Genomic DNA, 26,472 nt, shown 5'->3' on the forward strand with positions numbered 1-26,472 from the left:
GTAAGTCGGCTTACAGCTGTATTTGTTACATATTTAAATTTTTAATAAAAGAAATTATTTCATCTAGTAGTTGAGATGAGTTGGGTAATTCAGGATTATTATAGGAAGCCTTGTTCGCTGAATCATCACCTGAAATGTCTTTAAATACATGATTCATATTGTTTATGATTACGAGTTTAGCAGTTGGTTTAGCTTGCTGAAGCAGTTGTGCGTCTGCTACACTTACTTGTAAATCTTTGGTACCGTTGATGATTAATATGGGTATTTGTAGTTTTTTTATTTCTTCTTGTGGCTGGTACTTTAACCACGAAATCATGTAGGGTTGCACGCTTGGTCTAAAGATGGAAGCAAGCATTTGGTTTTTGAGTTCAAATGTTTTGCCAGTTTTTAGGATTTCTAAATTTTGCTTGACTTCGTCTTTTAAAGAAGGTGCTTGTAGGGCTATTTGTTCCAGAAGTACAGCGTCAATACCCCGTCCTGCACCAGCTATTGAAATGTAGGCGTCTGTGTTTTGACTTGCAGCAACTAACCCGATTAATGCTCCTTCACTGTGACCGATGACAAATATTTTTTTATAGATTTTTTGATTTTTAAAAAACTGTACCACTTCTTTTGCATCAGTGATAAAGTCTTCAAAAGATAAGGAAGCTTCGTTTAGATTTCCTGCTTGAGCCAGAGCAAACATCCTTTTGTCGTAGCTAAAAGCATGAATATCACGGGAGGCTACACCTTCGCACAGAAATTTCAGGGAATTATTGACAAGATTTCTTTGGTTCCCATCCCTATCTGTTGGACCTGAACCTGCAATAACTATTACAAGAGTTTTCTTTTTTGAACTTTCATTAGGTGCATATAACGTTCCCTTTAGCAACGGGTTGATAGCAACTTCTTTGGTTGTGAAGTTTTTATTTTGAGCATGACACCATGCCGTTAGCGTTATAAAAACAAAAGTGTAAATGATTTTCATTTAAGGTGTGTTTATTTGTTGTAGCACCGCTTCAGGATTTTCTACTTCAATGATTAATTTTTTGAAATAATGATCTCGTAATGTGATAACACTGGCGTTTTTTTTATTGGATACATCCCAAAAATTCCTTCCGTTTTTATAAAAAGTACCCGCTGTAATTAATCTAGGAATTTCTGTTCCAGGAATTCTGAGACCTTTCCAAAATGTAAATTCTGATTCGTCTTGATACGCCTTTATTATTTTTTCTTTAGGGATACTTAGTTTATTTTGGAGCGACCATATTTTGTGCCAACCCATGATTTCGAATGAAATGGTTTCGTTGATTGTTGTAATTGCTACCATATTTTTTGAATTGTAAGCAAACAAAAAAACTCCCGTAAATCAGGAGTTTCGTGTTTTAATCTAATTTGTTTTTTATATAATATTTACCATCCAAATCTTCGTCAAAATCATCAATTTTCAAAGGTTTTGGTTTTGGTTTATTTGCGACAGCTTTCTTTTTCCACATTTCGAATTTTTCAGCAGGCATTTTCTTTTTCATGATTTCGAGAATCTCTTTTTCTGCTAAGCCAAATTCTTTTTTAATGATTTCAAAAGGATTTTTTTCTTCTAAAGCCATTGTAACAAGTTTTTCTGTTTGCTCCCAGTTTAATTCTTTTCGGTTACTCTTTTTCATCACGTGAAAATTAATTCAAATAAGTTGTAAATGGTTAATAATGTAAATCTCTAATTTGTTATCAATATTAAGAAAAAAATCAATTGGATTTTATCAAAACTGCATTTTTTTTCTTGTTTCCTAAATATTTTTTTAAAGTATTATTTGTTGTTAGTTTTTTAATGTTATTTCAAGAGTAGTACAAAAACTTTGTACGCCAAATCCGTAGTTACGTATTTCCTAAATCATCTCAAATTAGTACTACTAGAGTATAAAGAATTGCGTGATTCAAATGCATGAAATATAAGGAGTATAATACTTAGATAATTACCCTAAAAGTGAGGTTGATTCTAGGTTCTACAGGTTTTGCAGTTTTTGGAATTTGATGTTTCCAGAAATGTTGTGTACTTCCTTTCATGATCAGTAAACTCCCGTGTTCTAGTAAAAGGTTTAGTTTTTGATCCTTTAAATGATTGTGCTTCATTTGGAAATTACGTATTGCACCAAAACTCAATGAGGCAATTATAGGATTGATTCCCAGTTCTTTTTCGTTATCAGCATGCCAGCCGTTACTGTCTTTTCCATCTCGATATTGATTTAAAAGAACGGTTGTGAAAATAGTATCAGCAGCAGCCTCTACTTGTTTTTTTAGTTTTTGTAACAGCGGATTCCAAGGGTGTGGCAGCATGGTAATATTAGAATAGGAGTAGGGCTTTCCTTCATTTCCATAAAGTGCAGTCAAACGTGGTTGTGGGTGAACTTTTCCGAAAACGCGAATGTCATCTTGTTGCCATGGGATATCTTGAACTAAGCTTAGGAAGATTTCATTGGCTGTAGCCAAATTAAAAAAGGCAGGGTAATACGTAATGTCAGCATCTGGAACCTGAAATTGTACCAGTTGTTCCTGATTTTCAAATAAGGATTCCATACTTTTAGGTGTATTGGTAGGCCCAAAAAATCAATGCAAACTGCAAAGGTAATCTCAGGAACAATACCCATTTTGGTAATCCCATACCTGCTTTAGGATCAAAATACATGTAAATATGAGTAGGAAAAATGGCAATTAACAAAGCAATTACACCCCATGCCGCTGCGCTTGACAGCTGGGGTATACATAATGCTATGCCAAGAATAATCTCAGCAACGCCGCTTATCGCATTAAGGGCTTTTGGGTTTGGGAAATAGGGAGGAATGATTTTTAAGTACAATCTAGGATTCCTGAAATGGTTTATTCCAGCAATAAAATATATAAAAGCCATTCCGTACAAATGCCAAGGTAAATTCATAGTAAAAGTATTTAGAACGAATTTAGAAAAAAAACCTCAAAATAAAGCTCTTTAGAATCAAATAGTCTTTACAAAGTCTTTTTGAAGTTGATATTCATAATCACAATAGCAATTATAATCAAAATAATTCCAAACCATTGCAGGCTATTAACTTGTTCACTCAATAAGAAATAGGCCATAAGTACAGAGACAGGAAGTTCCAATGCTGATACAATACTGCCTAGTCCGATACCTGTAAGTGGGAATCCAGCATTGAATAATAAAGGTGGAATGATAGTGCCAAAAAGCGCTAATACAATACCCCATTTAAGAAAAATATCAAAGTTAAAGGCGCCTGTTTGTGTAGCTATTGCAAAACCAGTTACAATTACCGCTCCGCCAAGTAGCATATAAAGACTGCGTTGTGCGGATGAAATTTGAGTAGCAACTCTATTTGCAGTAAACATAGTTGTAGTGAAGGAAGTGGCAGCCAAGAGTCCTAAAACGATACCACGCCAGTCTAGTTCTACTGTACTTTCAATTAAATTTGTAGCCAAGGCGGTTCCTGCAAGAACTATTAAAACCGATATTATTTTTTGTGTTGACGGTGCTTTTTTTTCTAAAATCATTTCAAATATAACACCCATCCAAACGGTTTGCATCAATAGCACAATAGCAATTGATACCGGTATGTATTTTACAGCTAAATAATAAAATACACTTGTCATACCTAGTGAGGTTCCGGCAAGCATTAATTGGGTAATGTTTTTTGTAGATGCTTTTACAACCTCAGTCCCTTTTTTTGATTTTTGAAAAGCATTTATTAGTAGCATTCCTAAAATTCCATAGGTGAATTGTGCAATGGTTACCTCAGGAGTTGTAAAGCCTTCACCGTAAGCAATTTTTACAAACGTAGCCAACATTCCGTAGCTAGTAGCACCGAGTCCCACAAGGAATACTCCCTTTAAAATACTATTTTTCATCATTTTTGTTCAATTTTTAAAAGCGGGCAAAGATAGTTTTTTAAAGTGATTTACAGCGTTTTTAAAAAAGTCCTTTTAATTCAGGGTTTCTTATCCCAATTTTAACGGGATCAAACTCCATTTTTTGTTGTAAAAGCGATGCATATACACTCCTAAAATCGATTTCATGTTTTAAATCTCCTCCGTCTAAGTCTTGTAAATTAGGGTTGTTACCAATTATTTTTCCTTTATTGCTTCCGCCAATGACAAATAGAGGTGCAGCAGTTCCATGATCTGTACCTTTACCATTGTCTTTGACGCGTCGGCCAAATTCAGAAAAAACTACTATAGTAACGTTCTCTAACAACTCCGCTTTCTTTAAGTCTTGGTAAAAACTAAATACAGCATCATTCAGTTCTGTAAGTTTGTTGTTGTGAATTATAAGTTGGTTATCATGCGTATCAAAACCGTTCAGTGAGGTATAATACACTTTTGAGTTTAGATTTCCTTTGATTAAGCGCGCCATCCATTCTAGATTTTTGGACAAACCTGTTTTGGGGTATACTACTTCGGCGGGAGCACCTTTTTTTAGGGCATTTTGTATCTCATCGGCACCTTCAACTACAGAATTTGCTATTTTTCTAACAAAGTCTAATTGTGGATTTATAGCTAGTTTAGTGTTGACCTCCATTTTGTTTCCAGCAAGAAATCGGTTTGGATCTTTTACCGTGATCGAATTAGGTTCGTCACCTTTGAGCGCTAAGTTGTCAATAGTATCAATGTTTATCCCTGCTGTAGGCTGGTGATCCTTACATTGTAAATCTAGGAAACGTCCTAGCCAACCGTCATTTAAAAACTCTTGATTTGTAGGAGCTGTTTGCCAAATTTCCTGACTTCTAAAATGAGATTTTACAGGATTTGGGTACCCAACATTTTGGATTACAGCTAAGTCTCCGCTTTGTTGCATTTGTGCAAAGTTTTTTAAAGCTGGATGAAAACCCATTCCTTGTGCTGACTGGATTATTTCATTTTTTGAAATTGCAATTTTTGGACGAAAGTCATAATACATCATATCCTGATACGGAATAAACGTGTTAAGGCCGTCATTACCGCCGTTGAGTTGAATAAAAACTACACATTGCTCTCCAGTAATTATACTTTTTTGTTTCCCAAAAGAATATAAAAAATCAGGTAAAAGCAGAGTTCCTGCAGTAAGTGTACCTGTTAAGTTCAAAAAATTTCTTCTATTCATAATACTAGCTTTAGATAAGTTGGAATTCTGGAGTTTTTATCATGAAATTTACCAATCTTAGTACTGCAAATTGTGAGCCTTCAATTGAACTATCAAAATCATATTTCAATATTTTTTCAAAATCGGCCTGCATGACATCATCATTCTGGAATAATAATTGGTTTTCAAATGCATTGATGATCATTTTATTAGTATCCGTTTTATTCCATTTTAATTGGAGGTTAACCGTTTTATCAGCACTTTTATTTCCCTTCATTTCAGCATTAAAATTCCGGTTTAAATTTTTTCCGTTACAAAGTAAATCTGCTACATTATTGCGTTGTAAGTACACTTGGGATGTTAACCATGAATTTCCGCCATCCCATCCTTTTACATTGGGTTGGTCCATCAAATCCATTCCTTGTTGCTTACAAAAAAGTGCAATCATTTTTGTATTTGTCTTTTTGATTCCAAGTTCGTGAAATATTTGCAGGCTAAATTCTAGTGGGTTTTTTATTTTGGAGCCCGCCGTTTGTTTAGGATACTCTTCGGTAAAAATTTTTAAAAGTAAGGGCTGTATTTCAAAATTCATTTTTCTGAAATAGTCTCCATAATACGTAACTAAGTCTTCATTTGGGGTGTCATAAATAAACCATTTTAGAATTTTGCGAGTCAACAAATAAGGAATTTGAGACTGTTCAAAAATAAGGTCTATCATCGCATCAATTTTAAAACTTCCTTTTTTGCCTAGATAGCTAAAAGCCTCATTATCTTCAAAAAAGGTTCGGTATATTGCTTGGTCTTCTCCTAGTCCAAGCCCTGCAAGCCCTTTAGCGCCACCTTTTATGTCAGCTTCAGTATAATTCTCAATACCTAGAGTAAACAATTCTAGTAATTCCCGACTTAAATTTTCATTTATTTTGCCTTTTCTGTTGTCTACATTGTCAAGGTAGCGCACCATAGCATTGCTTTGAATAATCGTTTTTGTTAAAGTTTTGAAATTTCCAAATGCGTTTTCTCTAAGAATTTGATTGTGTTGAAAAACCCAATAATTAACCTTTACTTTTTGCAGTGTTGATACAAAATGATTGTGCCAAAAACAGGTCATTTTTTCGCGTAGCGGATAGGTTTCGTTTTGCATTTTATCAATCCACCAACTCTTCAATTCGAGTGCAGTTTGTGCTTCCTTTTTACGCAATTCCTTTATTTGTTCTGGACTGGCATCTTTAAGTTTTTTTCTATATTGTTGTAATTCGGTTATAGATTTTGGGCTGTCTGCCATAAAATCAGGAACTTTATGGTCATGTAACGTTGCAAACGAAGCCTCTAGAAATGAATTAATTCCCATAGTTTGTATTTTTTCGGCTTGCTTTGAGGAAAAACCAAGTCGTAAAGACCAGAGTGTTTGTGCGTTCATAGAGAGTTATTTACAGTAGGACATGTTGTTCTAAAAAAGGTTTAACCTTACAACATTAATGTACTAATAAGAAAAATCAAATTGTCAATTTTGTAACATTTCCTTTATAAAGATGTCTTATGGGGTATCTGATATAAAAAACATGAAAAAGATACATTTTATTATTTTGTTGAGTTTGATTTCTATGACGCGCAGTATGGCTCAAACAACTCCGGAGAAAACTCCTGAAACCGAAACAGAAAAAACTACAGAGTTGAAAGAAGTAACCATTGTAAAAACTAAAAAAGCAGTGGAGCAAAAAGCAGACCGAACCATTTTTAACTTCTCGGATCAACCAAGCTTAAATACTGGTTCTGTGCTAGAAGGAATCAAGAAATTACCAGGATTGATAGCATCAGATATTGCCGGTATGATGTTTCAAGGTAAGCAGCTGGATGTGTTTATGGATGGAAGACCACTTAATATTTCTACTAATGAACTCAATGCTTTCCTAGAGGGAATGCCAGCAAATGCTATTGAAAAAATTGAAATTATTACACAACCAGGAGCTGAGTTTCCGGCTACTTCCGGTGGTGCAATCCTTAATATTATTACCAACAAAAACGCGAAAAATTATTTGAGTGCTACATATACTAACAGCAGCAGTTTTACCAGTTATGATGATGTTCGCTGGAGAATGAACAATAGCGTGTTATTGAGTGCCAAGAATAAATATTTTGGATGGCAATTAAACTTGGGTCAAAATTATAGAGAAAGTGCTTTATGGACTTCCTTAAAAAATGAAGAAAACGGAGGTAGTGCTTTACTAACAGCAACAGAAGCTGATCGTGTGGGGAGAAATAATTATGTAAAATCAGCGCTTACTTTTGATATTGGTAAAGATAGATTACTCCTTAATTATGATCTGACACACAATAATAACAACAGTCAAACGCTTTCAAATGGTCCGGGTTTCACAACTGATGATGCTTCAATGAGCGGTGGTTTTCGTCATGACGCGGTAATTACCTATCAAAAAAAGTTTGATAATGCAGCCAAAAAACTGGAGTTTAAATTCAACTATAACAGCAATTCAAATGAATTTCAATTGGCTCCAGCCGGTTCCACAACTCCATTACTAGACAATGCTTCACAACAAGAGTTGTTTAATGCAAAAGTAGATTACTCTCAACCGATTGCTTTCTCTGATGAAGGTAAACTGAATGTAGGAGCCTTGTATGAAGAGCTTTTGTTTGATGCTTCAAATAGAGGTGTAACCAACTTAGATTACAAGCGCAGAACCGCTTCAACTTACTTAGAATTTCAAACTAAATTTGATAAAGTTAATTTTATTCTAGGTGGTAGAGCCGAAGATTATAAAATTACTGGAAATACTGATGTTTCAAAACTAGCAGAATTTAATCAGTTCAGGTTTTTCCCCAATGCAAGTGCGCAGTACAATTTTAGTAATGCCATTAATTTTAATATGAACTACAACAAAAAAATTACGTTACCAAGCACATCGGCATTGAACCCCAATAATACTAATTATCAAAACCCTAATGTTGCATATTCTGGTAACCCTAACTTGCAGCCTACCATTTTTGATAATTATGAAGTTAAATTGAGTGCTTTTGATTACGCATTTATAAGCTACAACATGAGTGTGGCAAAAAACCAAGTGATCAATAGAGTTTTACTTACTAATAATCGTGTAGTTAATACAAATGAAAATATTCCAGAAGTTAAGATTCATAATTTTAGTGTAGGAATGCCTATTCCCTATATGTTGTTTACCAAAGGCCTAGCCGAAACTATGAAAATGAACGTAAATCCTGACACCATGAATTTTTTATACGTCTATGCGGGCTACCAATACCATCAAATTCCTAAAGTAGATACAAATGGTTTTTGGATGTTTAATTTTATGTCTCAGATACTTTTACCCAAAAAAGTAAAATTTGTTGCCAATTATAATTACGTTATTCCAAGAGGAAATTATTTTTACTTTATTGCGGTAGAGCCCCTTAGAAATTCATTAGACTTTACTTTTTCGAAAAAATTCTTAAAAGATCAGTTGACAGTATCTCTTTTTGCTGATGATATTTTGAATACGAATAGAAACGCATTCAATTCCTTTGAGACGCCTTTACTCATAAGCAGTAAGCAAGACACAAGAAAATTTGGTTTTAGTTTGAACTACAAAATACCAACTAAGAACAAATTGGCAAAGGAAAATCCGAGTTTATTAAACAACGAGAAAAAAGAAGAAGGCGGTTTAATCAACCAATAAACAATTTCTAAAAAGCTGTACATCATGTTACAGCTTTTTTTATGGAGTTTCTTTTTGAACCAAATCACTTAAATGCAAGCGCAAAGCATTCACAGAAATACTGATTTCCCAAAATGATAAAGCCAAGGATACCAGTAAACCTAGCAAGCTAAGGCCAAATAGGTATATACCTGCTGTTTGTTGTTGTAAAAACAACAGCAACATTGCAAATACGCTCAAAAAAAGACTTAAAACACCAGCCATTTGCATGTTTCTAATTAAGGTAAGGCGCAAGTTGAGGTTTTTTATTTCCAGTAAAATCAAGTTGTTTTCTTTTTCTTTATAAGTTTTCTTTAGTCCGCGAACAATAGTTGCAATGGTCAAGAACCGATTTGTGTAGGCTAATAATATTAATGATGTTGCGCCAAAAAGGAGTGCAGGAGTTTCTATTTGTAAAATCATTTGAGCTTACTGTTTGAAAAAGGTTTAAAAATGCAAATATGGATTCTTAAAAAAACTCATGCTTTTATTTTAGCATTAATTCTTTTTACAAAATTACTAAAATTACCAGCCATCAGGATTTATATCATCATTTATATTAATTTTACTTTCTTAATAATAAGGTATGCCGCAAACATTAAAATACAAGTTAAAAAACATATTGATTCACCAACTAAAAGATTTAGGTACTTTTCTAGGAGTTTTATATGCAGTAGTTATAGGTTCGGCTGTAATGATTTTAGAATATTCAGTAGATTTTGGGACTATTTTTAATATTGATATTTTAGATACTTACACTAGGCTCATCTCTGTGACGAATGTGTTGATTTCGATTCTAATAGGTATATCGCTCACTACATTTTCGGTCATTTTTGTAGTTATGCAACTGGCTTCATCGCAATTTTCGCCACGCATTTTAAGACATTTTTTGATTAATGATTTTAAAATGCAAAAATTTATAGGTCTTTTTGTGGGAACCATTTCACTGTGTATTTTGCCGCAATTTGCTTCTGTTTTTTGCCCGAATACTCCATTTTTGGTAACACTTTCTTTGGGGACTTTATTGGCTTTTTATGGTTTGTCTTGGTCTTACCCTAACATGATTACCTATTTGAGTATCAATATGAATGTATCCAGTATTACCAATAGGATCAAAGTAGACATGATTGAGGAAATTAATATTTTATATCAAGAAAACTGGTGTTTAGGAAAAAATCTGTTGTACAAACGGGCCATAATTCATCCAGACAAATTCAAGGTATCTGTTGTGAGTCCTTTTGATTCTGGGTATTTAGATAGCGTTAATTATGGTAAACTCAAAAAGGTTACGGAGTATGTATTGCAATCGGAAGTAGGATTTTGTTTTGAAAATGCATTCCAAAAACCTATCGTTGGGGAGTTTATTATGAAAGGGACAACTACCTTGTTAACATTAGTTTTTGACCAAAATCTTACTCCAGCTCAAGTTCAAGAGTTGCAAAAAGAAGTAGGCGCCATTGTGAAAAACGCATTTAAGGTAGAACAATTTAGAAGCCACACTCAAGACATCAATTTTGGTGTTCGAAAACTAGTTGATATAGCCATAAAAGCCATTTCACCAGCGGTAAACGATCCCACAACCTGCCTGAATTGTATAGACCAAATTGGGGAAATTGCAAAGGAGTTAGCAATGAAAGAGTTTCCATCAACTGATGCTAAGTCACTTAAATCGGAGCATATACAAGTAAATGAATTCAACTTTGAGGAGTTTATCGATTTTTGTTACGATCAAATTTTTCAATGGGGCAAGGAAGATCCCACTGTAATCAAACGAATCATCCGATCTATTAGAATCATACTCCCATTAGTTGAAAATCCATTCCATTTAAAAATTTTAATTCAACAAGTGGAGGAAATGGAACTGTCAGATATTTACAACTTAACCAATCATGCTAACGGTACGCTGAAAATATCAAAGGAAAAGCTATTCACAATTGAGAATGAGTTATCCCAATTTAGAAAAAAAGCAAAACAGCAAATTTTGAGATTAAAACAAAAAGAGATTTTATCCTTTTATGAGATTAAATGCGTTAGTGATAATGAAGTAATTGCTTCGGTTCAATCAGATGCTATTGCCTATTTAAACGCCTATGATTACTAAGGTTTTAAAACTAGTATTAAATTGTCTGCATATTTTTCTATAAAAAGTATAACTCTAAAATAGATTGGCGCAATTGGTTTTCAATTTATGCTGCTTCCTTGTACCGTTTACCCAAATTTTTCACTTTTTTTCTGTAGAATTTATTGTTTTTAAAACTTCTATATTTAATTTCTATCCAATTATCACCTGCTAATTTGTAAAATTTTCAATCGAAAATCAATTCTCTATGATTTTCACGACCATCCACGCGTATATTCATTAATTTATTTTATGAATATCATTATAAATATAAATAAAAATTTATAACATAACCATGATACATTTGCAGCACCAAACAAATGTGTCTGTATGAGAACTAAATTTAAAATTAACGGAAGTTTACTTGTTGCTGCGCTCTGGTTGTTGACAGGTTTTTTGCTGAACCTCGTAGCGCCTCAAAATGTATTTTTTATTTTGATTTTAGGTTTAGGAATAGTGTACAGCGTGTACATTTTATCAAAACAAAATAATTTAGAATAATCATGAAAAAAGAGTATCAATTTAAATTAGTCGAAGGTCAATTTGAGCCAACGGAAGCCGGAAAAGTATTGTTCTCGTTGATTAATAGTAAAATCAATTACCACAACTTAGAGCAATTTAGCAATGAAATTAGGTTTGACCAAGACCATTTGCATTCTAAGAGAAGGAAAGAAACATTACAAGAAGCCTCTGATTATATTAAAGAACTGATTAAAGAAGCCGATGCAAAAAATATGGAATTATGTGTAAACGGTGTAATTCAAATTGAAATGCAACCTAGACTCAAACAAGAGGCGGATGTTTAATGGCAGAACGTTACTAATTGCCACAAAACACCACAAGGAAAGGGTCATTGCACCCATTCTTGAAAATGGATTAGGCGTTTCTTGTTTTGTGCCTTCTAATTTTGATACGGATGTTTTTGGTACTTTTTCAGGAGAAATTAAGCGAAAGGAATCGGCTGTGGCAACTGTTCGGGAAAAATGTCTAGCCGCGATGGAAGCTTTTGATTGTGATTTAGGTCTTGCTAGCGAAGGATCTTTTGGTCCTCATCCGTCTTTGTTTTTTGCACAAGCGGATGAAGAATTTCTGATTTTCATAGATAAAAAAAATGATCTTGAAATAATCGTTAGAGAACTCAGTTTAGATACTAATTTTTACGGTGAGGCTGTTGCAAGTTATGAGGCACTGACTGCATTTGCCCATAAAGTTCATTTCCCATCACATGCAATTATTTTGCGAAGTATTGCCGATGATGATAAAGCAGTCATTAAAGGTATAACAACTGAAGACGATTTAAAAAAATATTACAACTATATCATGGAGGTGTATGGTACGATATACGCCGAAACAGATATGCGTGCCCATTACAATCCCACACGGATGAAAGTTATTGAGATCGCTACCCAAAAATTGTTGCAATCCATACAATCTATATGTCCTGAGTGCATGACTCCAGGTTTTGTTGTGACCAGTGTTAATCCCGGTTTGCCATGTTCTTGGTGTGCCAATCCTACTCAGTCTACTTTGAGCCATATATATTCTTGCAAAAAATGCCAATATACGCACGAAATCAATTTTCCGTATCAAAAAATGACCGAAGAACCTACTTTTTGTGATTACTGTAACCCCTAAATAATGAGTATAATAAACAATTCCATTCAAAAAGCTGTTGCTTTATTAAATCAAGATGAAGTGATAGCGATTCCTACTGAAACGGTGTACGGATTAGCAGGAAATATTTTTAGTCCAAAAGCAATAGCATCTATTTTCAGTATAAAAGAAAGACCTTCTTTCAATCCGCTTATTGTTCATATAAAATCTATTGAAAGTTTACCATCTATAGCTAGAGAAATTCCCGAAAAAGCGATGCTACTAGCAAATGCCTTTTGGCCTGGACCTCTAACTATGGTATTAAAAAAGCAACCTCAAATTCCAGATTCGGTTACTGCCGGCAAGGATACAGTAGCAGTTAGGGTTCCTAATCATAAGGTTACTTTATCACTTTTAGAGCAACTGGATTTTCCATTGGCAGCACCCAGCGCAAATCCTTTTGGATCTATAAGTCCTACTCAAGCCGTTCATGTTGCGCATTATTTTGAAAATAAATTACCTATGATTTTAGACGGTGGTAGTTGTGAAAGAGGAATTGAATCTACAATTATAGGGTTTGATGATGGTGAACCCATTCTGTATCGTTTGGGATCACTAGCAATAGAGGACTTAGAAGCCATCATTGGTCCACTTAAAACAATAGTGCATGACGAAAAAGCACCGCCTGCACCAGGAATGTTGTCACGTCATTACGCACCTAATACTACCACGTACCTTACAGATACGATAAGTGCGGATGTAGCCAAATTTGCAAATCAAAGAGTGGGAGTCTTGGCTTTTAAGCAAGAGGTTCAAAACACATCTATTTGTGCCCAAGAAGTTTTGTCAGTTTCGGGTTCATTACTAGAGGCAGCTTCAGGATTATACGCTGCACTACATAGATTGGATGAAAAAAATCTAGATGTCATTCTAGCAGAGCGTTTCCCAGATAGCGGACTCGGTAAAGCTATTAATGACAGATTACAACGAGCTACCAAAAAGTAATTTTTAGAACACTAACAAAACAATTATATCAATTCAATTGCATGACATTAATGTGATTGTAAAAAAACTAACTCATGAATTTAAATTTATTAATAGATAATTTAACAAATCCGGCATTACTCTTTTTTGTTTTAGGAATTATTGCTGTTTTAGTCAAAAGTGATTTGCAAATCCCTGAAGGAAGTTCCAAGTTTATTTCTTTATACCTCTTATTTGCCATTGGTTTTAAAGGCGGTCAAGAGCTAGCTCACAGTCATTTTACTATTGATATTATATGGGCCATATTTTTTGGGGTCTCAATTGCTTTAATCATACCCTTGTATTCTTTTTTTATTTTAAAGAAAAAATACAGCATTGAGAATGCGGGAGCTATTGCTGCTACTTATGGATCTGTAAGTGCAGTAACATTTGTAACCGCGGTTTCGTTTTTAGAATTACAAAATTACACCTTTAGTGGTCATATGGTTGCTGTGATGGCATTGATGGAAGCTCCGGCAATTATTGTTGGTGTCATCTTAATTAGATTGTTTAGTACCGAGAACGTTTTAAAAACTAAGATGTCAACAATTATTACCCATTCTTTCACAAACGGAAGCGTGTTGTTAATTCTAGGGAGTTTGTTCATTGGTTTTTTGGCGAGTGAGCAACAAGCTTTAGGTATTAAACCCTTTACCACCGATATTTTCAAAGGATTTTTAGCTTTGTTTCTGCTTGATATGGGAATTGTAAGTGGTCGTAAATTGGGGGATTTCTTTAAAAGTGGCTGGTTCAGTTTTGCCTTTGCCATAGTAATTCCTTTAATTAATGGAAGTGTTGTTGCCTATCTAAGTCACTTTGTAACAGAGGATATCGGGAACCGTTTCATCTTTGCTGTCTTAGCTGCAAGCGCGTCGTACATTGCTGTTCCAGCGGCCATGAAAATTGCTGTTCCTAAAGCAAATCCAGGAATATTTTTACCTATGGCTTTAGCAGTAACATTTCCTTTTAATATCACCTTTGGGATGCCAATATATTTTGCCATTATTAATTGTTAATTTCGGTCCCAATTATTGAGTAAAAAAAAGAGGTAGCTCAAAAAGCTACCTCTTTTTTTTGTTCTACTATATTCTCATTTTTTTAATGAAATTACCTTCTAGGAACAGAATGATTACTTAATAGTTTTCAGCATTTCTTCTACAGCTCTTTCTAATTGCTTGTCTTGTCCGTTCAAATAATCTTCGTATTTCAATGCAACTGGAATATCTGGATTTACTTGCAAGTTTTCAGTAGGTCTGTTTTCTTTTCCAATAGTAGCTACCATTGGAATTCCGAAAACTAAAGATGGATCAATTTGAGTTTCCCACCAAACAGCCGTTCCTGTTCCTGGTACTCCCATTCCAATTAACTTCCCGATTCCGTTTTGTTTGTAGACGTATGGGAAAATAAATGCATCTGAATAATTACCTTCGCTCATTAAAACACAACTAGGTTTGGTCCATCTCCCTAATGGCTCCGCATCTTTCAATCGGTTACCTTGTGGTGCAAATTCAAGGTAGCGTTTGCCACTCAATAACGTATTCAAATCATCGTGTAACCAGCCACCACCATTAAAACGAGTGTCAACAATCAAAGCTTCTTTTTCGAAATTTTTACCCATTACTTGGTCAAAAACTTCTCTAAAACTGCCGTCATTCATACCTTGTACGTGCACGTAGCCTACTTTGCCGTTACTCAATTTTTCGGTTATCTGATTCATCTTGCGAATCCAACGGTTGTACATTAAACCCGATTCTTCACCAAATGAAATCGGTTTTACACTTTCTTGAAACGGTACACCATTAGCATCTACACCTGAAATTAGGATTAGTTTACCCGTTCTTCTGTTCAAAAACTTAGCCCAATCTGTAGCTGCAGTAATTGGTTCGTTGTCAATTTTATTGATAGTGGCACCTGCTTTTAGCTTTGAGCCTGTTTTATCAAAAGGCCCGCCTACAATAACCTCTGTAACTTTTAAACCGTCCGCGGCGTTTTTTTCATCGTACAATAAACCCAAACAAGCCGTTACATCCATATTAGGAAAACTAGCGCTGTAGCGTCCTCCGGTGTGTGAGGCGTTGAGTTCTCCTAAAATTTCGCTCAATAATTCTTGAAAATCATAGTTATTATTGATGTGTGGTAAAAATTTAGCATAAGTATCTTTGTACATTTTCCAATCGACACCATGTAATTTTGGATCATAAAATTTCTTAGCGGTTTGTCTCCACATGTGATTGAAAATATAGTTACGTTCTGCTTCGGTATTTAAAACCATCTCTGCCGATACAGGGATTCCAGTAATTTTTCCGCCTTCCGTATCAATTTTCGATAAGCCTCCTTCGTTTCGTACAAACAATGTTTTGTTGTCCTTGCTTAAAAATAAAGTACTTGGCGATGATCCTAGTTTGGCTAAAATCTTAGTTTCTTTGGTTTTGGTATCGGTTACCCAAAGGTCGAATCCTTTTTCAAAAGAAGCTAAATAGAACAATTTACTGCCTTCATCATTAAATACAAAATCCGCAATAGATGAGCTGTTAATTGTAACACGAACTTTTCTGGTTTCAAGGTCAGTCAAATCTGGATTCCAAACTACAACTTCCTCTTTTTTAGGAGTGTCTTTTTTGTTTTTATCAGTGCTAGCAGCTGTTTTTTTGTCTTCGGCTTCTTTCTCTTTGTCTTTTATTTCTTTTGCTAGTGCCGCTTCTTCTTTGGATAATTTAAAATTTTCAAAGTCTTTTTTATCGAAAAATACGGCGTATACATCAAGTTCTCTGCTGCCTTGGTTTGCCAATGATTTACGACCTTCTTTGCTGCTCAGCCAGGCTAATGCTTTGCCTTTTATTTGTTGTTTGGCTGCATCTTCTCCGAAACCACTCATAATTGGGTATTTAGTTTCGGAGCCATCGGCTTTGATCATCGCGGTATGCGTTGCATTAAAATTACCCATGCTATCATCTACAAAAAGCCATTTGCTATCATCGCTCCAGTTAAAACCAAAATCGCCATCAGAATAACTGTGGTTTCTACCTTCTGGTAAAATGGTTCTTGTGGTTTTGTTGGCTAAATTATACACACGAACAATGTTGCGTTCTTCAACAAAAGCAATTTCTTTTCCGTCTGGGCTAAATTTAGGTAGGAACTCTTCTTTGTCAGACGTAATCAATTTTTCTTCCTGGATTAAAGTAGCAGCATAAAAATAAGCTTCTTCTTTTCGTTCCACTTTTGCCGTAAATAAATCCCAACTGTCACCACGTTCTGAGGCGTAAATAAGCGTTTTACTGTCAGGAGACCATTGCACATGGCGCTCTTGTTCTGGTGTGTTGGTAATTCTTTTGGTACTTCCACCGTCGGCATTGGTCACAAAAATTTCACCTCTAGAAACAATTGCAATTTCTTTTCCGTTAGGACTTGGTACAAACTCTGAAATAGAACCTGCAATAGGTACGTTTTTCTCCACATTGCCTTTACCATCATTTTGAATCGTAATTTTTATTTTTTGTGGGCTTTGACCTTCCTTCAAAGTATAAATTTCACCGTTTTGCGAAAAGCACAAAGTATTGTCTTGTGCCACACTTAAATGACGTACCGGATTGTTTTTGAAAGTAGTTATGGCCGTTGCTGTTTTAGCGCCAAGGTTTTGCTTGAAAATATTTTGATTGCTGCCATCGGCTTCGCTCAAAAAGAAAATATTTTGGTTGTCATTGCTGTATACCGGCTCGCGGTCTTCACCTTCGTAAGTGCTTAACTGCGTGTATGTTTTTTTGTTGACATCAAATACCCAAATATCACGCGTTACACTGCTGGTGTGGTGTTTGCGTAAGGCATCTTCGTAGCCTTTGCGGTCTTGAAAAACAATTTGATTTCCTGCTGCATTGTAGCGCGCATATTCTATTCCGCCCTCAGTAACCAACACCGGTTTTCCGCCAGTTGCTGCAACTGTGTAAAGGTTTTGGAACAAACGCGGCGAGTAAAAATGAATGTTATTGCTGCTAGTTTGGCGGCTAGAACCAAATAACACCTTTTTACTATCAGGTGAAAAATCATACGGATAATCAGCGGCTGAGTTAAAGGTTAGTCGGGTAGGAGTACCTCCAGTTACGGGTAGCGTAAACACATCAAAATTTCCGTAGCGGTCACTAGCAAAAGCAATTTGCTTTCCGTCTTTGCTCCAAACAGGCATCATGTCATGTCCTTCATGAATGGTAATAGGAACTGCAGTACCACCTTTGGCATTGACTACATAAATATCGCCTTTGTAGCCAAAAGCAATGTTTTTTCCATCAGGAGAGAGCGCGGGATGGCGCAACCATAGGGCATCTTGTGCGAATGATACTGAGCTTGCTACCAACAACAAGCCACAGTATAATGAAGATTTTAAGTTCATAGTTTATTAGAATTTAGTTTTTAATTTAGTAGCCTATTTTTAGATTCTGTTACATATTTACTTTGTCTTTTAGGATTTTAAAAAGCAAAAACAGAGAAGACCTTTTTTATGTTCAAGTCTCGTTTCTTGGCCAGCTATGTACAGGTAGACAAGCTTAAAAGTCAGGTATAGTACGGAGAAATAAATAAACCGATATAAGAATAAATTATTACATCTTCTTGTTTTCGGTCTTGTAAATCACAAAAAGTGTATACTATTTATTAAAATTAATGACTGTCTGATTCGGCGGATTTAAGCGGAATTTTATTATTAGTTTAAGAAGGCCCAACAATAATTATATTTCTTTCTGTTCAATTTTCAAGGGGTTTTGTTGCCAAGGATTCAAAATCAGTGTGATCTGATTTTTTTTATTTAATTTTGAATTGTCACAACCTTTATTTCATTGGTTGCCTTATCTTTAATTTTCATTATTAATTTATCTTCCTCTTTAAAATTTTCAAACGACATTTTCAGAATTTGGCATTTGGTGAATAGACTTAAATCGGTGTTGTTAATGCTCATAATTTCATCCCCAATGTTTATCTTATCCGAGATTTTACTATCCCAAACTACACCAACAATCAATTTATCGTTCTCAACTATTGGATAAATACTTTTAAAATTATGGTTTACATTTATTTCTTTTTGATTCTCGTATACTTGAAAATAGTACTTCTCTTTTTTATAATCTAAAGTAAGCTTTCCATATTTTAAAATTTCGGAACCAATGTTAGAATTGCCCCCATAGGTTGTTGTTGCAATTATGTTATTGAAAAGGGTGCTGCTAAAATCAAATTCTTGAATTTTAAATTTATACTGAACATTATTTTTTTCATTTCCAAAAAGACTCCAAGTGAAACTCCCATTCGAACTCCCAATGATGCCCAGTAAATCAGATTGATTTATATTTTGTAATTCTTTTGGTATTTGGTTTTTCTTTATCAGTGTTGTTATTTTATTCAAATTATTTGTTGATATCGAATAAAACGAATTATCACCTGTGTCAAAAATAACTTCTTCGTTATATCTAAAATAACCCAATTTCATTTTTATCTCTAGTATTGGTGTACTCTGTAAATCTTTGAATAGTAACTTATTTTCTTTTATTTGTCTATATCCTAATGATTCGAAATTGCTCGTAATTGTGATTTTTTTTGCTTTAAAATCAAAATCAATTACAGAATTTCTTAAAGAATTACTACCAATTATTCCTTCAACATTAAAACAGTCAAAAATTGTCATGTCTTTAATTTTTAACGCATAATTATTAATAAAAGTTACGTCGTTAATTGAAAATTCAGGTATTTGAATTACTTCAAGATTTTCTGTGGTAGAGTTAGCATCAGTCACTGCAGACTTGAAAACTTTCTTATAATTTTTAGCAGATGCGATTTCATTGCTAATCATTGTAGGCGCACCAGTATCTAAAAAAAATTTTCGTATTTTATTGTTGATCTTGACATCTATAATTATCTTTCCATTAATATCTTCAAAATCAAAAGTTGAGTGATATTTTTTTTCTTTTATTTCACCAACGTTCAAATTGTACTTATTTTGAGCATTTAGAATGTTTGCAAACAAAAAAACTGCAACCAAATATATTTTCATAAACTAATTTTTTGCTTTCTTTGAAGTTTTGCCAACCTGTAAATTAGCAGAAACAAATTTTTCAAAAGTTCTGACCTTAAGTTCTAACTCTGCTTGATTTGGTTTTAATTTATTCCTGTCTCATTTTCCATAAACTTTGTGGAAAAAAAAATTGCAAATCAATACTATTGTTTATAGCGACATTTACATACGATTGTATTTTTCACTCACTTTTTACTCTAGTAGAATGCAGCATATCAAACTTCCAGCCTTTTTCGGTTAAAATTGCCGTGGCGCTTTCTAGCCAGTGGGCTTTTCTAATAATTTTATCATCAACAGAAATGGTTGCATGGTTGTGGTAGGCCACCCAAGCAGTTTTGTTGGTAATTTTGATGTCAATAATTTCAATCGTGTTTACTCGTTTTGGCATGGGTAATTTGAGTTTGGCTTTGTTCAAATGTGTTGCAATGGTGTCGTTATTCCACACTTCGCCGTGTTCTAACAGCAGGAAATCTTTGGTGTAATATTTCTCAATGTTTTTAGGTTCTAGTTTGGACCAAATTTCATCAAACGATTCGAGTACTAGTTTTTGAATTTGTTTTTTGTGGGTTTCATTTGAAACTTGACCGAATGCTATCGAATTAAAAAACAGCGTCAATATTATGGTGTTACGTCTTTTCATTTTTTTGAAATTAAATTAACTGCTAGATGAAGAACTTAATTTATCTAATTTTTTTCTTGTTGCTACTTATAAAGCTTTTTGATTCAAAGTATTAAAAAAGTTTTTTAAATAATGTATTTATTATCAATGAGTTGGCAAGTGTATAAATTGTAAAAGTTTTTAAAACTTATTTTTACAGAATAGATCGAACAGCTGGCTTGTGTGTGACGCCTGTTAGTGGTTCGTTGTTTCTATTTAATTATTTTTTAATAAATAATTTTTTTGATTCTTTCCAATTTATCAAATCGTCATTTTCTATTCTATGTGATTGAATTTTTGATGAAAATTTTTTTGATTGCTTCATTGCCTCTAAATGATTTCCATTACGATAAAAGTCATTAATTTGATTTTCATTTTCCCATAAAGTCATTGTATACCAAACTTTTAAATTCCAACTTCCTGTTGCTTTATATTTTTTGCAGTTTGATTCTTTTAACTGATTTATAATTTGTCTATTAAACTTAAAAAAATCAATAAGTTTTGAAAAAGAATTTAGCTCTATTTTAGTTATTGATACTATCATTTATTTCGATTTTTTTACAATGAGCGCTAATTTATAAATTGGTACAACACATTTTTTCAACACCATCGAATCTAGCTAGGGCCCTAATTCATAGATATTCGCAAAGCAGACTCGAGTTTTTAAGAACGTTTTATTAGAACAGATCGAGCAGCTGGGCATCAATTCAATTCTTTTAGTTTACGTAAACTATTCTTTAATGCTAGTGCGCCGCAAATCATAATCACAAATAGACAGGCGCAGATGTAGTAATTGTTATTTCCATATTTGTCGAAGTCATCTTTGCTGCTATATGAGATTAGCGCCAGTAATGGACCAAAAATTAAAAGTAGGGCTGCGTTTTTTTGGGATTTAATTATTTTTCTTTTCTCATCTTTCATTTTGTGAGTATTTAAGGGATTGATAAGTAATGATTATGTTTTAATCGCTGAATTTAATTTCAAGCGCTCCCCGAAGTCTTCCTTTTTAGAACAGAATGATATCTGAACTTGTGCTGTGCCAATGCCTCTGACTTCACTTCGCAAGTTATAGCATATATCCGCAAGCATTCGCACAGCAGTCTTACTTTTAAGAACTTTTTTTTAAAACACTTCGAGTAGATGGGGAGACATTTGCACAGTAGTCCAGAGTTTTAAGAGTTTTTTTTAAAACACTTCGAGCAGCTGGATCAGACGCTAGCGCAAGAAGAGGACCAATAGTATTAGTTTATTTTCTGTAAATATGGTTTTTAACCAATTCAATAAGTAAATCTTTGAGTTTTTGAACTGTTTCTGGTTGTTCGTGACTAAAAGTAATAAGCAACATATTTACTTTTCCCGGAAAACTATCATTAACAACATGATTTCCTTTTTCATTGCTAAATAATTTCAAATAATAGAGATTTCCCTTTCTACCTTGATTGTTAATTTGCATCGATTCTTTTTTAATTTTAATTTTTTCGATATCAATTTTATCTAGTGGGAATGTTTGTTTGAAACCACAGTTTGCTATTATATCATCATTGGAAATAGAAATGGTATACGTAGTTGCTGCAATACTATTAGACAAAATAGAATTGATATCTTGTAGCAATTTTGTTTCATTATTTGCTTCTTGAGCCAATAGTGATAGGCTAAAAAACAACATGAAAATTAGACTGAATTTTTTTTGTGTAAAGTTCATTTTTTATACATTTAAAGTTTGTGTGAAAGTTAATTAATTTCTACAATTTTGCTTGTTTTGCTTGTTTTTTTATTTTGATTAACATTAAATAGAATTGCAGTAGACTCTCGGTCCACGAAGTCTTCTTTTTTAGAACACAATGTTATTAAAACTAGATTCTGTGCGAATGTCTGTAACTGCGCATTGCAAGGCATAGCATTTAGCACATTGTTTGTTAAAACGTTTTTTTTAATAATACTTCTAGCAGCTTGATTCAGAGGTAGTCACTAAGCAATCTCGAGTTTTAAGAACTTTTTTTAAAGAACAGATCGAGGAGCTGTGCTTACTGGCCTTACAGTAATTTTAGAAATTATATCCCCTAACTTTTGATTGTTTTTTGTGGAAATTATAAATAAAATATAAATCAAAGGGCAAACTAACTCTATCAAATCAAAAAGCCTTCTTAACACTATTTTTAAATACTTGCGATACCCATTTAAATCGGATTGTTTTTCAAAGTTTAATTCTAGTTTTAGTAAATACTTACCAATTGTTTTTTTGAAAAAAAAATCTTGAATTAAGTAAAAAGAATAAAATAAAATAAGGACCAATCCACTGTTAAAAGAATAGGTGCCATCAAGATTCTTTTCTCCAAAAATTGGCTCTAAAAGTTTGCAGCAAATAGCAAATACAAGCAAATCCACTAAAGCCGAACTAGCTCGACGTACTAAATAATTAATTTTTGTCATTTCAATATAGTATACTTCGTTTACCTGTTTTTCGGATGTCTCTGACTTCGCATGAATAACTTTTAAACACTTCTAGCAGATAGGTTTTTATATTTGTATATTTTCTAACAAGTCTATTCTATTTGTGAAATGAGACAAATCTAAATCTCCTTCGCGATGACCTCGGTTTATACTTTCCAGAATATGCATAACATCAGATTCTGAATTTTCCTTTAAAATTGAACTAATTAATGCTATATTAAGCCCAGTATCCTTGTCTCTTTCAAATAATTTTTTTCGATAATATCTGTCTTGATTATAATTATTGTAAACGTTAATTAAAGAAATTTCAAGCCACATAAGTTGTCTTTCAGAATCTTCGTTAATATGGATTTTGATTATAGATAAAAATTTGTTCTGTAAGTCTTTTATTGAAAGTTGTTTGCTTTTCAGTTGTTCGTAAAATTTATTGTCTATTATTTTTATGAAATTTAACAACATAAAAAGATGTGGAGTTACAAACATATTTGATGTAAAACTCCTTAAAGCTAATCTAGAATGTGCAAATATTTTCTCTTGTTGTCTTAAGGGAACATTAGCATTCGTAAATAGTAGTTTACAAGTATCAAGGAAATTTAATTTGTCAGATTTTAATTCATAGTGCTTTAATCTATCCACGGAATTGAAAAAATCATCAAACTGGAAATATTCGTATAAATATTTATAAAAAATGTCTACTTCAGGAGCCGGAATTGAATATTCGATATCGATAAATCGTCTTAAATATTCATCGGAATCTAACTTATCACTTCCGTAAACACCTTTAATTGCGTTACCAAGTTGTTCTTTATCGATTGATAAAATAAAAACAATATTTGGGACAGAAAAAAAATGTTTTATTTGTTCAAGTATTGAAACTGCGTAGTTTGGTCGGCATCTATCTAGTTCGTCAATAATGAAGACTAACGGTTTTCCCTTGTTAGTATTTGAAATGAATTCTGATAAACTTTGTCTAAAATCAGAGATGCTTTTTTTCTTTTTTTCATATTCATTAACTTCGTTTTCAAAAATATTTACTAATCCCTCTGTTACTCCAATTATTGCTTCTTTTACACCGTCAGTATTTATATATTTATCAGCGATTGCTTTTGCAATTATTGGGGCTATGTTTTTAGATAATATTGCTGCTTTTTTTAGCGTGTTTTTAAATTTTGGCTCTGTATCTACATTAGTAATAGTCTTTAATTCTCCCATTAATGCAGTTAGAGGATTATTCTCAAAATCATTTTCCCAAGCATTAAAATACAGAGTTTGAAAATTGTTGTTTTTTAAATCTTGTTGCCACATTTTTACAAACGTAGTTTTTCCAGTTCCCCATTTGTTGTTTAAACCTAATACAAAACCATTTGGATATGAATTGATTATGCTAGTTAAGACAGTAGAATATTTTTGCCTGCCGAGTTTACAATTAGAAAAAGGGTTATGCTGTTCTATTTCTATTTCGTGGTGTCTAATATTCATTTGATTAAGATTTTTTATAAACTTGCTGGTAACTTACGAATTGGTGTATCAAACCTTCGCAAACACCACCCAATTCAGCGGAATTAAAAAAAGTTCCATCTCACCTCATTCATTTCTCAAATGTATTAAAATAATCTTACAAATTATGTTTTTCAAAAACGACTTTGTAAAAATTATCCGTGTCAAATAGCCCCGATAGCAGCGAAAATCCTTTGCGGTGGCGGCAGCCAAAAGCAAAGATTACAGCGTATAGCGGGAGTACACGCCTGCTGAAAACGGCTGATCTGCTCCAAAAAAAAACCTGCAAGTCCCGATACTTCGGGGTCGCTTGCAGGTTTACTCTAAAATCTAACGATCTAAAAATCTAATATTTATTTTATTAGCTCGAAACTTCTTTTTACAAATGCAGTTAAGGCTTCACCTTTTAGCAAGTTTTGAGAAAGTTTGGCTAAGTCTAGCGCTTGTTTTACAAGGCTTTCTTGAGCGTCTTTGTCTTTGTTGTTTAGAATGCTGCTGGCCAATTCAGAGTTAGTGTTTACTACTAAATTGTACATTTCTGGCATGTTACCCATCCCGAACATTCCGCCGCCACCGCTTTGGCTCATTTCTTTCATACGACGCATGAATTCTGGCTGTGTGATGATAAATGGTGCCGAGTTGCTGTCTAGCGCTTCTAGTTGTACGCTGTACGTTTGTTTTGGTACAATGGTTTCTAGAACGGTTTTTAGGCTGGTTTGTTCTTCATCTGAAAGTTTTGAAATGGTAGTTTCGTCTTTCTTGATCAAGTTGTCAATATGATCCGAGTCTACACGTACAAAAGTCAGGTTGCTGTTGTCGCCTTCAATTTTCTGGATTAAGTGCGAGATAATTGGAGAGTCTAGCAACAATACTTCGTATCCTTTGTCTTTGGCTGTAGCAATGTAAGAGTGTTGCGCATCCTTGTTACCTGCGTACAAGATGACAAGTTTACCATCTTTATCGGTTTGCGTGGCAGCTAGTTTTTCTTTTAATTCCTCAAGCGTGTGGAATTTGCCATCTACGGTTGGGTAAAGTACAAAAGCGCCTGCTTTTTCATAAAACTTGTCTTCGGATAACATTCCGTATTCCAAAACAATTTTAATGTCATTCCATTTTTGTTCAAAATCTTCACGGTTTTCTGTGAACAATGATTTTAACTTATCGGCAACTTTACGCGTGATGTAGTTAGAGATTTTTTTAACGGCAGCGTCAGCTTGCAATCCTGAACGAGATACGTTCAATGGAATGTCTGGCGAGTCTACCACACCTTTTAACATCATTAAAAATTCAGGTACAATTCCTTCTACGTTATCGGTAACATAGACTTGGTTTTGGTACAACTGAATTTTGTCTTTTTGGATTTGCAAATCAGATCCTAGTTTTGGGAAATACAAAATACCAGTTAAGTTGAACGGATAATCTACATTTAAATGAATGTGGAATAACGGTTCGTCAAACTGCATTGGGTACAACTCGTGGTAGAAGGTTTTGTAATTCTCAGCAGCCAATTCTGTTGGTTGTTTGGTCCAAGCTGGATTTGGGTTGTTGATGATGTTGTCTACGGTGATGGTTTCGGCAACGGCATCTTCTGGAGCATCTTCTTGCTTAGGCAATGTTTGTGTTTTAGTTCCAAATTTAATTGGAATAGGCATGAATTTGTTGTATTTGTTCAACAAATCTTTGATTTTGGCGTCTTCTAAAAATTCTAAAGAATCTTCAGCAACGTGCAAAATAATTTCAGTTCCGCGTGTAGTTTTATCAGCTGGTTCTAAAGTGAATTCTGGGCTACCATCGCAAGTCCAGTGTGCAGCAGGCTCGTCTTTGAATGATTTGGTGATGATTTCTACTTTCTCAGCTACCATAAAAGCAGAGTAAAAACCAAGACCAAAATGTCCGATAATTCCAGAATCTTTAGCGGAGTCTTTGTACTTGTCTAAGAATTCTTCGGCTCCTGAAAAAGCAACTTGATTGATGTATTTTTCAACCTCATCAGCAGTCATTCCTAAACCTTGATCGATGATGTGGATTTTCTTTCCTTCTTTGTCAATTTTTACCTCGATCATTGGGTTGCCATATTCTACTTTGGCTTCGCCAATACTGATCAGATGCTTTAATTTTAAGGTGGCATCGGTACCGTTCGAAATCAATTCTCTCAAGAAAATTTCGTGGTCGCTGTATAAAAATTTCTTGATTAAGGGAAAGATGTTTTCTACTGAAACATTAATTTTACCTGTTGTCATATTTTTTAAATTTTAAAATTAAATTGGTTACCAATCAGGCTTTCAAATAGAATAC

General features: G+C 33.8%; 25 protein-coding genes. 7 read left to right on the forward strand and 18 right to left on the reverse strand.

The annotated features are described in order from the left end of the window. Positions 1–25: 25 nt before the first annotated feature. The 8 genes from IQ05_RS11560 to IQ05_RS11595 form a co-directional block, all read right to left on the reverse strand. Positions 26–967: an alpha/beta hydrolase gene (locus tag IQ05_RS11560; protein ID WP_144893117.1), complete on the reverse strand. Its 942-nt coding sequence runs from the start codon at positions 965–967 to the stop codon at positions 26–28. Beyond that, positions 968–1,309: a hypothetical protein gene (locus IQ05_RS11565; protein ID WP_144893119.1), complete on the reverse strand. Its 342-nt coding sequence runs from the start codon at positions 1,307–1,309 to the stop codon at positions 968–970. It lies immediately after the preceding gene. A 55-nt stretch (positions 1,310–1,364) separates the two neighbouring features. Then, the gene (locus tag IQ05_RS11570; RefSeq protein ID WP_086455130.1) at positions 1,365–1,643 is read right to left on the reverse strand and encodes a DUF2805 domain-containing protein; all 279 of its coding nucleotides are present in this window, start codon (positions 1,641–1,643) and stop codon (positions 1,365–1,367) included. A gap of 298 nt (positions 1,644–1,941) precedes the next feature. Beyond that, complete coding sequence (locus IQ05_RS11575; RefSeq protein WP_144893121.1) at positions 1,942–2,550, reverse strand: alpha-ketoglutarate-dependent dioxygenase AlkB family protein; 609 nt, start codon at positions 2,548–2,550, stop codon at positions 1,942–1,944. Between the two features lie 4 nt (positions 2,551–2,554). After that, on the reverse strand, positions 2,555–2,908 hold the full coding sequence (locus IQ05_RS11580) for a DoxX family protein (protein WP_144893123.1): 354 nt from the start codon (positions 2,906–2,908) through the stop codon (positions 2,555–2,557). 68 nt (positions 2,909–2,976) lie between these two features. Further along, positions 2,977–3,873: an EamA family transporter gene (locus IQ05_RS11585; protein ID WP_144893125.1), complete on the reverse strand. Its 897-nt coding sequence runs from the start codon at positions 3,871–3,873 to the stop codon at positions 2,977–2,979. 58 nt (positions 3,874–3,931) lie between these two features. Next, a complete protein-coding gene (locus tag IQ05_RS11590; RefSeq protein ID WP_144893127.1) occupies positions 3,932–5,101 on the reverse strand; it encodes a DUF1501 domain-containing protein in 1,170 nt (389 codons plus the stop codon). A gap of 10 nt (positions 5,102–5,111) precedes the next feature. Continuing rightward, entirely contained in the window at positions 5,112–6,497 is a 1,386-nt protein-coding gene (locus IQ05_RS11595; RefSeq protein ID WP_144893129.1) for a DUF1800 family protein, read from the reverse strand. A 142-nt stretch (positions 6,498–6,639) separates the two neighbouring features. Between IQ05_RS11595 and IQ05_RS11600 the strand changes: the two genes are divergently transcribed. After that, positions 6,640–8,769, forward strand: a complete 2,130-nt coding sequence (locus IQ05_RS11600) for a TonB-dependent receptor domain-containing protein (protein ID WP_144893131.1) — start codon at positions 6,640–6,642, stop codon at positions 8,767–8,769. A gap of 39 nt (positions 8,770–8,808) precedes the next feature. Here IQ05_RS11600 and IQ05_RS11605 read toward each other — a convergent pair whose 3' ends face one another. Continuing rightward, positions 8,809–9,210 (reverse strand): DUF2721 domain-containing protein, encoded by a 402-nt coding sequence (locus IQ05_RS11605; protein WP_144893133.1) that lies wholly within the window; start codon positions 9,208–9,210, stop codon positions 8,809–8,811. Between the two features lie 163 nt (positions 9,211–9,373). On the opposite strand from IQ05_RS11605, the gene IQ05_RS11610 reads away from it, so the two are divergent. From IQ05_RS11610 to IQ05_RS11630, 6 genes are all read left to right on the forward strand, one after another. Beyond that, complete coding sequence (locus IQ05_RS11610; RefSeq protein WP_144893135.1) at positions 9,374–10,888, forward strand: DUF2254 family protein; 1,515 nt, start codon at positions 9,374–9,376, stop codon at positions 10,886–10,888. 348 nt (positions 10,889–11,236) lie between these two features. Next, a complete protein-coding gene (locus IQ05_RS15365; protein WP_158634591.1) occupies positions 11,237–11,407 on the forward strand; it encodes a hypothetical protein in 171 nt (56 codons plus the stop codon). A gap of 2 nt (positions 11,408–11,409) precedes the next feature. Beyond that, entirely contained in the window at positions 11,410–11,712 is a 303-nt protein-coding gene (locus IQ05_RS11615) for a hypothetical protein (protein WP_144893137.1), read from the forward strand. Beyond that, positions 11,705–12,541 (forward strand): DUF6671 family protein, encoded by an 837-nt coding sequence (locus tag IQ05_RS11620; protein ID WP_144893139.1) that lies wholly within the window; start codon positions 11,705–11,707, stop codon positions 12,539–12,541. Before IQ05_RS11615 ends, IQ05_RS11620 begins: the two co-directional genes overlap by 8 nt. 3 nt (positions 12,542–12,544) lie before the next feature. Beyond that, positions 12,545–13,504 carry an L-threonylcarbamoyladenylate synthase gene (locus tag IQ05_RS11625; protein WP_144893141.1) on the forward strand — a complete coding sequence of 320 codons (960 nt, stop codon included), beginning with the start codon at positions 12,545–12,547 and terminating at the stop codon, positions 13,502–13,504. Between the two features lie 74 nt (positions 13,505–13,578). Further along, on the forward strand, positions 13,579–14,538 hold the full coding sequence (locus IQ05_RS11630) for a sodium-dependent bicarbonate transport family permease (protein ID WP_144893144.1): 960 nt from the start codon (positions 13,579–13,581) through the stop codon (positions 14,536–14,538). 113 nt (positions 14,539–14,651) lie between these two features. Here IQ05_RS11630 and IQ05_RS11635 read toward each other — a convergent pair whose 3' ends face one another. The 9 genes from IQ05_RS11635 to htpG form a co-directional block, all read right to left on the reverse strand. Beyond that, the gene (locus IQ05_RS11635; protein WP_144893146.1) at positions 14,652–17,903 is read right to left on the reverse strand and encodes a S41 family peptidase; all 3,252 of its coding nucleotides are present in this window, start codon (positions 17,901–17,903) and stop codon (positions 14,652–14,654) included. Between the two features lie 411 nt (positions 17,904–18,314). Next, positions 18,315–19,550, reverse strand: coding sequence for a retropepsin-like aspartic protease (locus IQ05_RS11640; protein ID WP_144893148.1), 1,236 nt, complete (start codon positions 19,548–19,550; stop codon positions 18,315–18,317). Positions 19,551–19,752: 202 nt separating this feature from the next. Continuing rightward, positions 19,753–20,211: a DUF4440 domain-containing protein gene (locus IQ05_RS11645; RefSeq protein WP_144893150.1), complete on the reverse strand. Its 459-nt coding sequence runs from the start codon at positions 20,209–20,211 to the stop codon at positions 19,753–19,755. Between the two features lie 238 nt (positions 20,212–20,449). Next, positions 20,450–20,773, reverse strand: a complete 324-nt coding sequence (locus IQ05_RS11650; RefSeq protein WP_144893152.1) for a DUF3291 domain-containing protein — start codon at positions 20,771–20,773, stop codon at positions 20,450–20,452. 158 nt (positions 20,774–20,931) lie between these two features. Then, entirely contained in the window at positions 20,932–21,150 is a 219-nt protein-coding gene (locus IQ05_RS15455; protein ID WP_208653366.1) for a hypothetical protein, read from the reverse strand. Positions 21,151–21,475: 325 nt separating this feature from the next. Continuing rightward, on the reverse strand, positions 21,476–21,931 hold the full coding sequence (locus IQ05_RS11655; protein ID WP_144893154.1) for a hypothetical protein: 456 nt from the start codon (positions 21,929–21,931) through the stop codon (positions 21,476–21,478). A gap of 296 nt (positions 21,932–22,227) precedes the next feature. After that, positions 22,228–22,659, reverse strand: a complete 432-nt coding sequence (locus IQ05_RS15605) for an RDD family protein (RefSeq protein WP_144893156.1) — start codon at positions 22,657–22,659, stop codon at positions 22,228–22,230. Between the two features lie 87 nt (positions 22,660–22,746). Continuing rightward, the gene (locus tag IQ05_RS11665; RefSeq protein WP_144893158.1) at positions 22,747–24,159 is read right to left on the reverse strand and encodes a KAP family P-loop NTPase fold protein; all 1,413 of its coding nucleotides are present in this window, start codon (positions 24,157–24,159) and stop codon (positions 22,747–22,749) included. Between the two features lie 371 nt (positions 24,160–24,530). Beyond that, the gene (gene htpG, locus IQ05_RS11670) at positions 24,531–26,417 is read right to left on the reverse strand and encodes a molecular chaperone HtpG (RefSeq protein WP_144893160.1); all 1,887 of its coding nucleotides are present in this window, start codon (positions 26,415–26,417) and stop codon (positions 24,531–24,533) included. Positions 26,418–26,472: the final 55 nt, after the last annotated feature.

This window comes from Flavobacterium tiangeerense, from assembly GCF_007830355.1.
GTDB classification, from domain to species: Bacteria; Bacteroidota; Bacteroidia; order Flavobacteriales; family Flavobacteriaceae; genus Flavobacterium; species Flavobacterium tiangeerense.

Bases quoted from the DNA above. Each gene is read 5' to 3' on its own strand.
- IQ05_RS11605 (WP_144893133.1), bottom strand. From the start codon at position 9,210: ATGATTTTACAAATAGAAACTCCTGCACTCCTTTTTGGCGCAACATCA.
- IQ05_RS11625 (WP_144893141.1), top strand. From the start codon at position 12,545: ATGAGTATAATAAACAATTCCATTCAAAAAGCTGTTGCTTTATTAAAT.
- IQ05_RS11645 (WP_144893150.1), bottom strand. From the start codon at position 20,211: ATGAAAAGACGTAACACCATAATATTGACGCTGTTTTTTAATTCGATA.
- IQ05_RS11585 (WP_144893125.1), bottom strand. From the start codon at position 3,873: ATGATGAAAAATAGTATTTTAAAGGGAGTATTCCTTGTGGGACTCGGT.
- IQ05_RS11635 (WP_144893146.1), bottom strand. From the start codon at position 17,903: ATGAACTTAAAATCTTCATTATACTGTGGCTTGTTGTTGGTAGCAAGC.
- IQ05_RS11630 (WP_144893144.1), top strand. From the start codon at position 13,579: ATGAATTTAAATTTATTAATAGATAATTTAACAAATCCGGCATTACTC.
- IQ05_RS11575 (WP_144893121.1), bottom strand. From the start codon at position 2,550: ATGGAATCCTTATTTGAAAATCAGGAACAACTGGTACAATTTCAGGTT.
- IQ05_RS11570 (WP_086455130.1), bottom strand. From the start codon at position 1,643: ATGAAAAAGAGTAACCGAAAAGAATTAAACTGGGAGCAAACAGAAAAA.
- IQ05_RS11580 (WP_144893123.1), bottom strand. From the start codon at position 2,908: ATGAATTTACCTTGGCATTTGTACGGAATGGCTTTTATATATTTTATT.
- IQ05_RS11560 (WP_144893117.1), bottom strand. From the start codon at position 967: ATGAAAATCATTTACACTTTTGTTTTTATAACGCTAACGGCATGGTGT.
- IQ05_RS11600 (WP_144893131.1), top strand. From the start codon at position 6,640: ATGAAAAAGATACATTTTATTATTTTGTTGAGTTTGATTTCTATGACG.
- IQ05_RS11565 (WP_144893119.1), bottom strand. From the start codon at position 1,309: ATGGTAGCAATTACAACAATCAACGAAACCATTTCATTCGAAATCATG.
- IQ05_RS11610 (WP_144893135.1), top strand. From the start codon at position 9,374: ATGCCGCAAACATTAAAATACAAGTTAAAAAACATATTGATTCACCAA.
- IQ05_RS11615 (WP_144893137.1), top strand. From the start codon at position 11,410: ATGAAAAAAGAGTATCAATTTAAATTAGTCGAAGGTCAATTTGAGCCA.
- IQ05_RS11595 (WP_144893129.1), bottom strand. From the start codon at position 6,497: ATGAACGCACAAACACTCTGGTCTTTACGACTTGGTTTTTCCTCAAAG.
- IQ05_RS11620 (WP_144893139.1), top strand. From the start codon at position 11,705: ATGTTTAATGGCAGAACGTTACTAATTGCCACAAAACACCACAAGGAA.
- IQ05_RS11590 (WP_144893127.1), bottom strand. From the start codon at position 5,101: ATGAATAGAAGAAATTTTTTGAACTTAACAGGTACACTTACTGCAGGA.
- htpG (WP_144893160.1), bottom strand. From the start codon at position 26,417: ATGACAACAGGTAAAATTAATGTTTCAGTAGAAAACATCTTTCCCTTA.
- IQ05_RS15455 (WP_208653366.1), bottom strand. From the start codon at position 21,150: ATGAAAGATGAGAAAAGAAAAATAATTAAATCCCAAAAAAACGCAGCC.
- IQ05_RS11655 (WP_144893154.1), bottom strand. From the start codon at position 21,931: ATGAACTTTACACAAAAAAAATTCAGTCTAATTTTCATGTTGTTTTTT.
- IQ05_RS15365 (WP_158634591.1), top strand. From the start codon at position 11,237: ATGAGAACTAAATTTAAAATTAACGGAAGTTTACTTGTTGCTGCGCTC.
- IQ05_RS11650 (WP_144893152.1), bottom strand. From the start codon at position 20,773: ATGATAGTATCAATAACTAAAATAGAGCTAAATTCTTTTTCAAAACTT.
- IQ05_RS11640 (WP_144893148.1), bottom strand. From the start codon at position 19,550: ATGAAAATATATTTGGTTGCAGTTTTTTTGTTTGCAAACATTCTAAAT.
- IQ05_RS11665 (WP_144893158.1), bottom strand. From the start codon at position 24,159: ATGAATATTAGACACCACGAAATAGAAATAGAACAGCATAACCCTTTT.
- IQ05_RS15605 (WP_144893156.1), bottom strand. From the start codon at position 22,659: ATGACAAAAATTAATTATTTAGTACGTCGAGCTAGTTCGGCTTTAGTG.